The organism is Methylobacterium sp. WL8 (assembly GCF_008040045.1).
GTDB classification, from domain to species: Bacteria; Pseudomonadota; Alphaproteobacteria; order Rhizobiales; family Beijerinckiaceae; genus Methylobacterium; species Methylobacterium cerastii.
Genome location: NZ_VRVF01000016.1, coordinates 23,497 through 36,577, shown reverse-complemented (window position 1 = coordinate 36,577; position 13,081 = coordinate 23,497). Strand labels below are relative to the sequence as shown.

11 protein-coding genes are annotated in these 13,081 nt (G+C 71.3%); 2 read left to right on the top strand and 9 right to left on the bottom strand.

Annotated elements, in window-relative coordinates; all coding sequences use genetic code 11:
* Nucleotides 1–11 precede the first annotated feature (11 nt).
* The 8 genes from FV234_RS08430 to FV234_RS08395 all read right to left on the bottom strand — a co-directional run bounded on the left by FV234_RS08430 (nt 12) and on the right by FV234_RS08395 (nt 10,337).
* On the bottom strand, nt 12–821 hold the full coding sequence (locus FV234_RS08430; RefSeq protein WP_147828712.1) for a putative hydro-lyase: 810 nt from the start codon (nt 819–821) through the stop codon (nt 12–14).
* Nucleotides 822–957: 136 nt separating this feature from the next.
* Nucleotides 958–1,875 carry a LysR family transcriptional regulator gene (locus tag FV234_RS08425; RefSeq protein WP_147828711.1) on the bottom strand — a complete coding sequence of 306 codons (918 nt, stop codon included), beginning with the start codon at nt 1,873–1,875 and terminating at the stop codon, nt 958–960.
* A gap of 182 nt (nt 1,876–2,057) precedes the next feature.
* Complete coding sequence (locus tag FV234_RS08420; protein WP_147828710.1) at nt 2,058–3,608, bottom strand: trypsin-like peptidase domain-containing protein; 1,551 nt, start codon at nt 3,606–3,608, stop codon at nt 2,058–2,060.
* Between the two features lie 144 nt (nt 3,609–3,752).
* A complete protein-coding gene (locus tag FV234_RS08415) occupies nt 3,753–4,463 on the bottom strand; it encodes a DUF2459 domain-containing protein (RefSeq protein ID WP_147828709.1) in 711 nt (236 codons plus the stop codon).
* The gene (locus FV234_RS08410) at nt 4,460–7,201 is read right to left on the bottom strand and encodes a valine--tRNA ligase (RefSeq protein WP_147828708.1); all 2,742 of its coding nucleotides are present in this window, start codon (nt 7,199–7,201) and stop codon (nt 4,460–4,462) included. Before FV234_RS08410 ends, FV234_RS08415 begins: the two co-directional genes overlap by 4 nt.
* 92 nt (nt 7,202–7,293) lie before the next feature.
* Complete coding sequence (locus FV234_RS08405) at nt 7,294–7,890, bottom strand: DUF2497 domain-containing protein (protein ID WP_187273619.1); 597 nt, start codon at nt 7,888–7,890, stop codon at nt 7,294–7,296.
* Nucleotides 7,891–8,074: 184 nt separating this feature from the next.
* Nucleotides 8,075–9,496: a TolC family outer membrane protein gene (locus FV234_RS08400; protein ID WP_147828707.1), complete on the bottom strand. Its 1,422-nt coding sequence runs from the start codon at nt 9,494–9,496 to the stop codon at nt 8,075–8,077.
* 184 nt (nt 9,497–9,680) lie between these two features.
* On the bottom strand, nt 9,681–10,337 hold the full coding sequence (locus FV234_RS08395; RefSeq protein WP_147752306.1) for a protein-L-isoaspartate O-methyltransferase: 657 nt from the start codon (nt 10,335–10,337) through the stop codon (nt 9,681–9,683).
* Between the two features lie 413 nt (nt 10,338–10,750).
* Between FV234_RS08395 and FV234_RS08390 the strand changes: the two genes are divergently transcribed.
* The gene (locus FV234_RS08390; RefSeq protein ID WP_147828745.1) at nt 10,751–11,956 is read left to right on the top strand and encodes a sorbosone dehydrogenase family protein; all 1,206 of its coding nucleotides are present in this window, start codon (nt 10,751–10,753) and stop codon (nt 11,954–11,956) included.
* Complete coding sequence (locus tag FV234_RS08385) at nt 11,953–12,522, top strand: c-type cytochrome (RefSeq protein ID WP_147828706.1); 570 nt, start codon at nt 11,953–11,955, stop codon at nt 12,520–12,522. The genes FV234_RS08390 and FV234_RS08385 overlap by 4 nt, the downstream gene beginning before the upstream one ends.
* A 42-nt stretch (nt 12,523–12,564) precedes the next feature.
* Here FV234_RS08385 and FV234_RS08380 read toward each other — a convergent pair whose 3' ends face one another.
* Nucleotides 12,565–13,071 (bottom strand): N-acetyltransferase, encoded by a 507-nt coding sequence (locus FV234_RS08380; RefSeq protein ID WP_147828705.1) that lies wholly within the window; start codon nt 13,069–13,071, stop codon nt 12,565–12,567.
* Nucleotides 13,072–13,081 lie beyond the last annotated feature (10 nt).

Below are 13,081 nucleotides of genomic sequence, written 5' to 3'. Positions count from 1 at the left end.
CGGGTTTGGCCTCAGCGGTACGGCAGGTCCCGGTTCAAAAGGTCGGTGATCAGCATCAGGCCGGGGGCGTGGGTGATGCAAAGCGGCAGGCGCGCGGCCATCGCCACCGCCTGGGGCGTCACCCCGCAGGCCCAGAAGACCGGGATCTCGTCGGGCGCGATGTCGATCGCGTCGCCGAAATCTGGCTTGGCGATGTCGGCGATGCCGATCAGGCTCGGATCGCCGAGGTGGACGGGGGCGCCGTGCACGGCGGGCACCCGCGCCGTCACCTGCACCGCCTTGATCGCGTCGGCCGCCCGCATCGGCCGCATCGAGACCACGAGCGGTCCGTGGAACGGGCCGGCGGGCTGGGTCGGGATCGACGTCTTGTACATCGCGACGTTGCGCCCTTGCGCGACGTGGCGAAGGGGGATGCCGGCTTCGATCAGCGCCGACTCGAACGAGAACGAGCACCCGAGGACGAAGGTCACGAAGTCGTCGCGCCACAGGGGCGGCAGGTCGCCCACCTCGGCGACCTTCTCGCCGTGCTCGTAGACGACGTAGCCCGGCACGTCGGTAGCGAGGTCCAGGTCGGCGCCGAGCGCGGGGAGGTCGCGGGCGCCGGGCCGGGAGACGCCGAGCACCGGGCAGGGCTTCGGGTTCTGCTGGCAGAAGGTCTGGAAGTCCTGCGCCAGCGCCTGCGGCAGGATCATCAGGTTGCCCTGGACGTGGGCCGGAGCGAGGCCGGACGTGTGCCCGCGCCATTCCCCGTTTCGGATGGCGCGCCGGGCCGCGCGCGCATCCGCATAGGCGGCGGGGGAAGGGTGGAAATGCAGGGTCACCGCACGCCTCCTGGTCTCGACGCCCCGGGGGCGCGGGCCTCGACCCGATCGGGCCTGTGCCGTCTCGATAGGCAGGTTCGCACCGCGCTTCTTTCCGCGCCAATCGTCATTGCGAATGAGGCGCGATAACCTCGCCTTATCGGCCCGCGGCCCGATCCGCTTGTCGGCCCGCGGCCCAATCCGCGGCGACCTCCTGCGCGATGCGCGCGGCGTCGGCGACGAAGTGCGCGTCGGGGCGCTTGGCGAAGGTGGCGGTGAAGTTCAGGTCCGAAAGGGATTGCTCGGCGGGCAGGATCCGCAGCGCCCCGGCCGCCAGCTCGTCCCGGACGACGGCCGGCGGAATCACGCAGATCCCCAGCCGCTCGATCCCCATCTTCACGATCGTCGCCAGCGACGCGCTGGTGTGGATCTGGCTGGGCAGCAGGTTCGCCCGAAGCACGAGGTCGCGCAGCTCGACGTAGGGGCCGGTGTTCCGGGGGTAGGTGATCAGGGGATGGCGGATCAGCGCCCCGAGGCTCAGGGCCCCATCCTCCGGCACCAGCCCCGGTGCGGCGATCCAGGCGACCGGGATGCTGAAGAGCGGCCGGTTGGCGAGGCTCGGCAGGGTGATCGGCCCGACGAGGAAGGCGAGGTCGATCTCGTTGGCGGCGAGCGCCGCCTGCATGTTCGGCGAGATGTCGACGGCGATGTCGACGCTGATCCCCGGCAGGGCCGCCCGCATCCGCTCGATGAACCGCGACAGCCAGAGGTGGACGATCGTTTCGGAGACGCCGAGCCGCAGCGTCCCCATCGTGCGGTCGGTTTCCGCCAGGGCCGCCCCCATCTCCGCCTGGAGCGACAGGAACCGCTCGGCGAACCCGAACAGCACCCGCCCGCGCTCCGTCAGCGCGACGTCGCGGCTGCGGCGCTCGAACAGCGTGCCGTATTCGTGCTCCAGCGCGGCGATGCGCTGCGACACGGCGGGCTGGGTCGTGTTCACCTGCTCGCTCGCCCGGCGGAAGCTGGACAGCGTCGCGACCCAGTAGAAGACCTCGAGGCTCCGGAAATCGGCCATCTCGCGACAATCCGGTGCTGGTCCCGGCGCTCGTGCGCAGGCGAGGAACCAAGCATATCGCGCGCCGCCGGGGCGGGCGAGCCGAGATGTCTCTCGTGACGACGTGGAAACGGCGACGACGCAGGCACCGGCGGTGTGCCGATGCCTGCGTCGTCCTGTCGTCAGGACCTACCGAGGGCTGATCAGCCGTCGTTCTTGGTGAGCGAGATCGCCACGAAGCGGGTCACGCCCTTGCTGCTCTTCACCCGCATCAGCACCGCCTTGCGTCCGCTCGCCTCGGCCGTGCGGATCTGCTCGGCGACGTCGGAGGGGCGCGTCACGCTCTTGCCCGCGACGTCGAGGATGACGTCGCCCTGCTCGATGCCCTTGGCGGCCGCCGGCCCGTCCGGGTCGACCTGCACCACCGCGACGCCGCTGTCGGACAGGCCGACCTCGGAGGCCGGCGCCAAGCCGAGGCCGAGCCGCGGCTGGCCGCCGGACATCCCGGTGTCCAACGAGGCCACCTTCGACCCGTCGGTCGGGAGCGCGCCGAGCGTGATCGTCGCGTTGTCCGACTTGCCGCCGCGCAGGTAGGCGATCTCGACCTTCGCGCCGGGCTTCAGGCCGGCGATCTTGCGGGACAGCTCCTTCGCGTCGTTGATCGGGTTGCCGTTGACCGACTCGATCACGTCGCCGGACTTGAGGCCGGCCTTGGCCGCAGGGGTCCCGTCCTCGGCGTGGTCGATCAGGGCGCCCTTCGGCTTGGCCATGCCGAGACCCTCGGCGATGTCCTGCGTCACCGGCTGGACCTGCACGCCGAGATAGCCGCGGGCGACCTTGCCGTCGGTCTTGAGCTGGTCGACCACCGCCTGCACGGTCTCGGACGGGATGGCGAAGGCGAGGCCGACGCTGCCGCCCGACGGCGAGGCGATGGCGGTGTTCACGCCCACGACCTCGCCGTTGACGTTGAAGGTCGGGCCGCCGGAATTGCCCTTGTTGATCGGCGCGTCGATCTGCAGGAAGTCGTCGTAGGGGCCGGCGCCGATGTCACGGCCGCGGGCCGAGACTATGCCCGCGGTCACCGTGCCGCCGAGGCCGAACGGGTTGCCGATCGCCACCACCCAATCGCCGACCCGCGGGGCCGCCTTGCCGAACTGGACGTAGGGGTAGCTGCCGGAATCCTTGATCTTCAGGAGCGCGATGTCGGTCTTGGAATCCTTGCCGATCACCTTGGCGTCGAGCGTCCGGCCGTCGTCGAGGGTCACCTGCACGGTCTTGGCGTGGTCGACGACGTGATTGTTGGTGACGACGTACCCGTCGGCCGAGATGATGAAGCCGGAGCCGACCGCCCCGCGCGGGCCCTGGCGCTGCGGCTGCATGCCGGGCAGGCCGCCGTTCTGGCCGTTCTGGCCGAAGCGCTTGAAGAACTCGCGCAGCTGCGGCGGGACGTTCTGCAGGTTCTGGCCCTGCTGGTTGCCCGGGCCTTCCTCGTCGTCGCTGGAGACGGCGTCGTCGAGCTTCACCTTCACCGACACGACGCCCGGCTTCACCTTGTCGACGATGTTGGCGAACGAGCCCGGCGGGTGCTCCGGCGCGGCGATCGGCGTCTGCGGCAGCGCCTGGGCGAAGGCCGGGGTGGCGGCGGGCAGGTAGCCGCTGCCGACGGCGCCGCCGGCGATGAGGGCGGCGGTCGCGACCGAGGCCAGGGCCCGGCGGCTGTATCGGGCGGAGGTGCGGGTCTGGGGAACGGACATGCGATAGGTCTCCAGGAGAAATCGTCTGCGCCGCCGGCGTCAGCGGGCGATGCGTTCGTTCTAGAGACCGGCGCCTCACCCGCCCGTGACCGGCGCATTACCGTTTCGACAGGTTCGCCGGTCCACCCTCGGCGGCCGCCGGCATCACGGAACCGCCGTCGCCCCGGAGCGCCATTCGAGGTCGAGGATGAGCCCGCCCGGCAGCGTCGCGATCACCGGCGCCACCGGCAGCCCGGCGGCGTTGACGAGCCCGGCGGTCCAGTGGTTGCAGACGTTCGTCCAGGAGAAGCGGCCCGCGCCCCTGTAGAACAGGCTCGGCCCGTAGAGGCCGGGGCCGACGTCGACCGGATGGCCGTCGACGCGGGCGAAGCTCGCCTCGAGCCGCGCGACGAGCCGCTCCAGGCCGGCGGCCGAGACCGGCACCGCCAGGATGTCGGCGCGGGGAAAGCTGATGCGCGGGTCCGCATCGAGGCCGACCACCTGGATCACCCCGTCGCTGCCGCCGGGCGTGAAAAGCGCATCGAGCGCCAGCCGCCAATCGAACTGCGCGAGCGTCGGCGTCGCGGCGTAGAACCGGGCCTCGCCCCAGCCGAATTCGAGGGTGGGATAGGCGCGGAACCGCACGGCGATGTCGCGCAAGGCCGGGCCGGCGCCGGGCCCGGTCAGCGCCGCGGTCGGCAGCGCGACGCCGCTGTGCCAACCGTGGCTGACCACGTAAATCACCTGCGCCGCCGCCTTTGGCGGATACAGCGCTCGGTCGCCCGGCCGCGCCGTGAGGATCACGGCGAGGACGAGCAGGGCGACGAGCGATCCGACGGCGCCGGCGAGCCCCTTCGCCAGCCGGCGCAGGATCAAGCGGCTTGGTCGCTCAACCGCGCCAGCGCCTCCTGGAGCTTGGCCAGCCGCTCGGCCTCGGCCTCGCGCCGCTCGCGGCTCTCCTCGATGACCTCTTCGGGGGCGCGCGCCACGAAGTCGGCGTTGCCGAGCTTGCCGTCGAGCTTCCGGATCTCGCCCTCGGCCTTGGCGGCCTCCTTCTTCAGGCGCGCCACCTCGGCGCCGAGGTCGACGATCCCTTCCAGCGGCAGTGCCGCCACGCTGCCGCGCACGAGGAGCTGCACCGCGTTCCGCGGGGCGGCGTCGGCGAAGCCGATCTCGGACAGGCGGGCGAGCCGCGCCAGCGTGTCGTGCCAGGCGCCGACGCGCGCCCGCACGCCTGCGTCGGCGCCGACGATCACCAGCGGGACCTGGGCGCCCGCGGGCACCCCGGTCTCGGAGCGGGCCGAGCGCACCTCGGAGACGAGGTCGACGACGAAGCCGATCTCGGCCTCGGCCTCGGCATCCGCCAGCCCCGACAGGTCGGGCCAGGACTGGAGCGTGAGCAGGCCGCGGTTGGCGATCGCCTCGCCCTTGATCGCCCACAGCTCCTCGGTGAGGAACGGCATGAACGGATGCAGGAGCTTGGCGATCTGGTCGATGATGAAGGCGATGGTGGCTTGCGTCTCCGCCTTCAGCCCGGCCTCGACGCCCTCGCCCTGAAGCACGGGCTTGGCGAGTTCGATCGTCCAGTCGCAGAAAATGTTCCAGACGAAGCGGTAGGCCGCGGCCGCCGCGTCGTTGAAGCGGTAGGCCTCCAGGGCTGCCGTGACCTCGGCGACCGCGCGCGCCGCCTCGCCGAGCGCCCAGCGGTTCAGCGGCTCCCGCACCGCTTTCGGGTTGAAGGCGGGATCGAGGGCGCAGCCGTTCATCTCGGCGAAGCGCGCGGCGTTCCAGAGCTTGGTCGCGAAGTTGCGGTAGCCCTCGACGCGGGCCGGGCTGAGCTTGATGTCCCGCCCCTGCGCGGCGAGCGCCGTCAGGGTGAACCGCAAGGCGTCGGCGCCGTACTGGTCGATCAGCCCGAGCGGATCGACGACGTTACCCTTCGACTTCGACATCTTGGCACCGGAGGCGTCGCGCACCAGCGTGTGCAGGTAGACCGTGTCGAACGGCACGTCGTCGGTGACGTGCAGGCCGAGCATCATCATCCGCGCGACCCAGAAGAACAGGATGTCCTTGCCGGTGACGAGCGTGTTGGTCGGGTAGTAGCGCGCGAGTTCCGCGGTCTTCTCCGGCCAGCCGAGCGTCGAGAACGGCCACAGGGCGGAGGAGAACCAGGTGTCGAGGACGTCCTCGTCGCGGACGAGATCGACCGCGCGGCCCTGCTTCTCCGCGGCCTGTGCCTGCGCCTCGGCCTCGGTGCCGGCGACGTAGACGCCGCCATCCGCATCGTACCAGACCGGGATCTGGTGCCCCCACCAGAGCTGGCGCGAGATGCACCACGGCTCGATGTTCTCGAGCCACTGGAAGAACGTCTTCTCCGAATTCTCCGGCACGAAGCGGGTGCGCCCGTCGCGCACCGCCTGCAGCGCGCGCTCGGCCAGCGGCTTCACGTTCACGTACCACTGGTCGGTGAGGTAGGGCTCGATCACCACCCCCGAGCGGTCGCCGTGTGGGACGGCATGGGTGTTGGCCTCGATCTCCCGAAGGCGCCCTGCCGCTTCCATCAGCGCGACCACGGCCTTGCGGGCCGCGAACCGGTCGAGGCCGTGGAGGGCCAGCGCCTCCGCATCCGGGTTCGCGTCGGCCAGGAAGTCGGCGTTGCCGTCGAGCGCGATCCGCGCCTCGCTGTCCAGGATGTTGATCGGGCGGCAGCCGTGGCGGCGGCCGACCTCGAAGTCGTTGAAGTCGTGCGCGGGCGTGATCTTGACCGCGCCGGTGCCCTTCTCCGGGTCCGAGTAGTCGTCGGCGACGATCGGGATCAGGCGGCCGACCAGCGGCAGGCGCACGTAGCTGCCGACGAGCGCGGTGTAGCGCTCGTCCTCCGGGTGGACCGCCACCGCCGTGTCGCCGAGCATCGTCTCGGGGCGCGTCGTCGCGACGGTGATGATCGCCCCGGTCTCGGCGCCGGCCTCGTCCACCACCGGATAGTCGAAGTGCCAGAGGTGGCCCTTCACCTCGACCTGCTGGACCTCGAGGTCCGAGATCGCGGTCTGGAACTTCGGGTCCCAGTTCACGAGGCGCTTGTCGCGGTAGATCAGCCCCTGGGCATGCAGGTCGACGAAGACCTTCGTGACTGCGCGGACCATCTGCTCGTCCGGCGCCCCGCGCTCGCCCATGGTGAAGCGCTCGCGCGACCAGTCGCAGGAGGCGCCGAGCCGCTTGAGCTGCGAGACGATGGCGCCGCCCGATTCCGCCTTCCAGGCCCAGACCTTGTCGAGGAAGGCCGCGCGGCCGATCTCGCGGCGGCCGGGCTCCTGCGCCTCCGCCATCCGGCGCTCGACCACCATCTGCGTGGCGATGCCGGCATGGTCCATGCCCGGCTGCCACAGCACGTCGCGGCCGCGCATCCGCTCGAAGCGGGCGAGGATGTCCTGCAGGGTGTTGTTCAGCGCGTGGCCGATATGCAGCGAGCCCGTCACGTTCGGCGGCGGGATGACGATGCAGTAGGGCTCGGCGCCGGCCCGGTCCGGGCGCCCGGCGCGGAAGGCGTCGGCGTCCGTCCACGCGGCGCTCGCGCGCGCCTCGGCGCCGGCCGGGTCGAAGGTCTTGTCCATCATGGGCGGGTGATCGCGGGTCCGTCTCGGAATTTCGAGCCCGCTTTCAACCCGTCACGGGCCTCCCGTCAACACGGCCCGTAACGGAGGTGCCGTCAACGGCCGCGGGCGACCCGCTCGATCTCGACGCGCACCAGCCGCTCGACCATCACCGGCAGGTTGTCGTCGAGCCAAGCCTTGAGCATCGGCTTCAGCATGTCCTGGACGAGGTCCTCCAGGCTGCGCGCGTTCTGGCTCGACACGGTGTTGGCGAGCAGGTTGAAGGCCTGGTTCACGCTGGCGCCGGCCGCCGAGGAGATCAGCGGCGCGGTCTCCGCCTCAGGTTCGGGTTCATATGCAGGCTCCGGGCGGCGTGCGGGCTGGGGCGCGGCTGCACGCGGCGCGGGGGCCGGCTCGGGCTCGGGTTCCACCTCCAGCGCGTCGAAGTCGATCGCGTCGAAGTCCAAGGCCTCGAGCTCGAGCGGAGCGGGCTTCGCGGCCGGGCGCGGCGGTGGTGCCGGCTCGTCCATGTCGGCGAGGTCGAGCACGTCGTCGTTCTCGTGCGTGGGCGGCCGGACGGCGGCCGGCTCCGGCGGCTTCACGGCCTGGTCGTCGGCGATGATCCGGCGGATCGAGGCCAGGATCTCCTCCATGGAAGGCTCGTGCGCCTTCTCCGTCGCCTTGTCCTGGATCTTGGGGCTCGCTGCACTCATCCGGACGGCGCTCGAAAACGTGAGAGGAACGGAAAACACCTATCCGATGGAGTATTCCACGCTGCGCTCGCACGACAAGCGCAGCGGAAGCACAGTCCTCGGGAAATCACGTCCCGGTCGCCGCATTCCGGTCGGCCGGGCCTGCCGGGCTCCCCGCAGGGGAACCCGCGCGGTTCGCGTCGCCTCAGCGGCCGTCCGGCGAGCGCACGCCGTACCAGAGGTCCTTGACCTGGTCGTAATGGACCTTGGCGCTGTAGGCGGCCACCGGCACCGCGGTGTAGCGCACCGTCAGGCGGCCGATCGCCTGGACCACGCCGTACGAGTAGATCACCCGGTCGCGCTGGGCGGTGATGAGGTTCACCCGGGCGTTGAGCAGTTCCTGCTGCGCGTTCAACACGTCGAGGGTCGTGCGCTGCCCGACGCGGGCCTCCTCGCGCACGCCGTTGAGGGCGACCTCGTTGGCCTGAACCTGGGCCTGGGCCGCGATCACCTGAGCCTTGGCCGCCTCCAGGCGGCCCCAGAAGTCCACAACCTGGGCGCGGACCTGGTCGCGGACGAGGTCGGCCTGGATGCGGGTCTGGCCGACGACCTCCTTCTGCTGGCGGATCTGCGCGTATTCCTGTCCGCCCTGGTAGAGCGGGATCGTCACGCGGCCGACGATCGACGCGGACAAGAAGTTGTCGCCGGGGAAAGTCTGGTCGTAGCGCTGCTGGACGCTGCCCTGCAGGCCGACCGTCGGGTAGAGGGCGCCTTCGAGGACCTTGACCTGCGCCTCGGCCGCGTCGACCGCATGCAGCGCCGACAGGATCTGCGGGTGCTCCTGCAGGCCGATGGCGATCGCCGCATCCAGGCTGGCCGGGACGTAGCGGTCGAGGGGGCGGCCGGGGGCGAGCTGACGCGGCTCGACGCCGATGTTCTGGCGATAGGTGCCGATGCTGGTGCGCAGGTTCGATTCCGCGACGCTGACCTGCGAGCGGGCGCCGGCGAGGCGCGCCTCGGCCTGGGCGACGTCGGTTCGGGTCACCTCGCCGACGTTGAAGCGGTCGCGGGTCTGGCGGAGCTGCTCCTCGAGCACCTCGACGTTGTTGCGGTTCAGCTCCAGGGTCGCGGTGTTGCTGAGCACGTTCATGTAGGAGGTGACGCCGCTGTACAGCACCGTCATCTCGGTGGAGCGCAGGCTCTCGCGCTGGCTGTAGACGTTCGACTCGGCGCGGCGGGTGTTGTTGTCGGTCTGGAACCCGTTGAACAGCGTCTGGTTGACCGTGAGCCCGGCGCCACCTGGCGTCGTGGTCTGAGCGAGCGTCTGGCCCGAGACCCGGCCTTCGAGGTACTGCTGGCCGATGTCGGCGCTGATGCTCGCGGTCGGCCGGTAGCCGGACTTCGCAATCGCGACGCCTTCGTCGGTGGCGCGGACGTTCGCGCGGCTGGAATTGAGCTGCGGGTTGCCGCCATAGGCCTTCGCGAGCGCCGATTCGAGCGTCTCGGACGCCGCTGGACCAGCCGCCAGCCCGGCTGCGACGGCGAAGCCGGCCAGCCGAAGCGCGGGGCGCGTCGCAGGTTTGCGTTGTGTCACGTCGATCAGCCCTTGCGGTTTCTCGAAGACCATCTCGTCCGTCTTGCGACGGATGCCGCGCTTGCACGCCGGCCCGGTCACGCCCGCCCTGGGGCGAACCTTAGCCTATTCGTTAAGACCTGGCCCAGGCCAACGGGCGGCCCGCCCCCAAATCGTTCCGACGTGGCGCATAAAAGCGACACCCCCGGCGCGCGACCGGGGTGCACCGACGCGCCGCTCAGAACGCGAAGCCGGCCTCTTCGCGGAACGCCGCGAGGCCCGGCAAGGCGGCGTCGAACAGCGGGCGGGCGCCGAAGGCATCGCCGGCGCGCACGAACAGGGTCGCCTTCGCCGACTTGTCGCGTCCGAGCACGCAGACGAGGCGGCCCTCGTCCTTGAGCTGGTCGAGGAGCGCCTGCGGGCGGACCTCGACGCGGCCGTTGATTAGGATCGCGTCGTAGGGGCCGGCCTTGGGCTGGCCCTCGGTGAGCGGTCCTTCCGCCACCTCGACCTGCGTCCCGGCGAGCCGCGCCCGCGCCGCCTCGGCCAGGGCGGGATCGGCTTCGAGCGCCGTGACCCGGCCGCCGAGGCGCGCCATCAGGGCGGCGGCGTAGCCGTATCCGGTGCCGACATCGAGCACCCGCGTGCCGTTGCCGACGCGCAGCGCCTGGATCATCCGGGCGAGCAGCATCGAGGCCGGCATGTAGCGGACGTCGCCCTCGCTGCCGCCGAGCTTCAGATTCTGGTCGATGTAGGCGAAGGGCTCCGCCCCCGGCGGCACGAAATCCTCGCGCGGCACCGCGTCGAACGCGTCGAGCACCGTGATGTCGTTCACGTCGAAGGTCCGGAGCTGGCAGTCGACCATCAGGCGTCGGGCCTGCGCGTAATCGAGCATGGAGACGGGTTCCTCGACGCGGTTCGATCGTTCCGGTTTCGCCGAGCGCCGGCTCGATGCCGCGCTCACGCTTCCGGATCAGCCGGTTTCTCGGGGATCGGATGCGAAAAGGCAAGATTGCGCCGGGCCGGCCTGCCGCGCGCGGGTGCGTTCGTCAGGGTATCCGCGCCGGCGGGTGACGGGGCGGGGCTGCTGTTTCCCGGTCGCGGCGCCGGCCCTCGCTTTGGCGGCGCATGTTGTGAATAACGTATGCGATTGCGAACGGGAGCCGGCGCGGCGCGCCTTCATCCCGCCGAGCTTGCATCCTGCCGAACCTGCATCCGCCGAACCTGCATCCGCCGAACCTGCATCCTGCCCAGCCTGGGAGACGCCGCGTGACACCCGTCCTGAGCCGAAGCCTCGCCGCCCTGGCGATGACCTGCCTCGCCCTGCAGGGCGCCGCGGCGCAGCAGCCGGCGAGCCCCGTCCCCGCCGCGCCCCCCGTCGACAAGGGCTCGGCGCTCTTCGGCCGGCCCGAGGGCGGGGACGCCGCCAAGCTTGCGCCGATCGCCGCGCCGCCGCTCGCCACCGCCCTGGCCAAGCTTCCCCTCGACAAGCTGATCGTGCCCGAGGGCTTCAAGGTCGAGGTCTACGCCAGCGGCCTCGCCAACGCCCGCTCGATGCGCCAGAGCCCGGACGGGACGCTGTTCGTCGGCACCCGCGCGGTCGGCAAGGTCTACGCGATCCCGGCGAAGGTCGGGCCGGACGGGAAGCGCGAGGTCAAGACCATCGCCACCGGCCTGCACCGGCCGAACGGGCTCGCGTTCCACGAAGGGTCGCTGTTCGTGGCCGAGCTCTCGAAGATCTGGCGCTACGACGGCATCGAGGCCCGCCTCGACGACGTGCCGAAGCCGGTGCTGGTCTACGACGACCTGCCCAAGGACGAAGCGCACGGCTGGAAGTTCATCGCCATCGGCCCCGACGACAAGCTCTACGTGCCGGTGGGATCGCCCGGCAACATCACGATGCCGCCCGACACCCATGCCCAGATCCGGCGGATGGACCTCGACGGCAAGAACGTCGAGGTGGTCGCCCGCGGCGTGCGCAACACCGTCGGCTTCGACTGGAACCCCACGACGAAGCAGCTCTGGTTCACCGACAACGGCCGCGACTGGGTCTCGGAGGACATCCCGAACGACGAGCTGAACGTGCTGACCGAGCCCGGCAAGCAGCATTTCGGCTTCCCGTACTGCCACCAGGGCACCTTCACCGACCCGGAATACGGCTGGGGCCATTCCTGCGCCGAGTTCACGGCGCCGGCGGCCCTGCTCGGCCCGCACACCGCCTCGCTCGGCCTGCGCTTCTACACCGGCGCGATGTTCCCGGCGGACTACAAGAACGCGATGTTCATCGCCCGGCACGGCTCGTGGAACCGTACGCGCAAGCTCGGCGGCGACGTGGTGGTGGCGCGGCTCGGACCCGACGGCAAGGTCGCCTCCGTCGAGCCGTTCCTTACCGGCTTCCTGCAGGACAACACGTATGTCGGCCGCCCGGTCGACGTGCTGGTCGCCCAGGACGGCGCGCTCCTGGTCTCGGACGACTACAACGGCGCGATCTACCGGGTCAGCGCCGCGAAATGATCCGATCGCTCACCCCCGCGCTCGCCCTCGCGACGCTCCTCCTCGGGGCGGCCTCGTCCGCTCCGTTGGGCGAACGCCTCGCACCCTGCCTCGCCTGCCACGGGGCGCAGGGCACCTCCGAGACCGAGGGCGTGCCCTCCCTCGGGGGCCAGCAGGCCGACTACGTCGTCACGCAGTTGTTCCAGTTCCGGGAGCGGCAGCGCGAGGCGGCGCCGATGAACGAGATGGCCGCCGGTCTCACCGACGACGACCTGCGCGCCTTCGCCGATGCCCTGGCCGCTTTGCCCGCACCGGTCGCCGCGGGCGGGCCGCCCGATCCGGCGCTCGCCGCGCGGGCGCAGGCGCTCGTGTCCAAGCACCAGTGCAACTCCTGCCACGGGGCCGACCTCGCCGGACGCGACGCGCTCCCGCGCATCCGCGGCCAGCGCGAGGACTATCTCAAGGCGGCGCTCGCGGCGTATCGCTCGAACGCACGACCCGGCTACGATCCGGCGATGAACGAGGTCGCGCAGACGCTGAAGGACGACGAGATCGCCGACCTCGCCGCCTACATCGCGCGGCTCTGAGCCGACCTTCGGCGCGCTCGGCCCGTCAGCTCTTCCCGCCTGTCAGCTCCTACGGTCCGCCGCGACCGGCCCCTGCGCGGTGGCGAGGAAATCGGGCTTCAGTTCCAGGGCGAGGAAGCGGGCCGGGTCGACCGGGCCCGGGAGGACCAGCTGCCCGGCCGGCACGGGGCGGAAGCCGAAGCGGGCGTAGAACGGCGCGTCGCCGACGAGGATCACGAGGCCCTCGCCGGCCTCCGCCGCCGCAGTCAGGCTCGCCCGCATCAGCGACGTGCCGACGCCGCGGCCCGAGAAGCTCGGGTCGACGGCCAGCGGCCCGAGCGCCAGGAAGCCGCCGCCGCCGGCCGTCACCGGCGCCATCCGCACCGAGCCGACGAGGAAGCTGCCGACGGACGCCGTGACGCTGAGGTCGGCCCGATGCGTCGCGCCCTCGCGGAGCCGGAAGGCGGTGCGCGCGTAGCGCCCCGGCCCGAACGCGCGGGCGTGCAGCCGCTCGATCGCGTGGTGATCGTCGGGCGTCTCGGGGCGGATGACGAGGGAGAGGGCTTGCACGGTCTCCGCC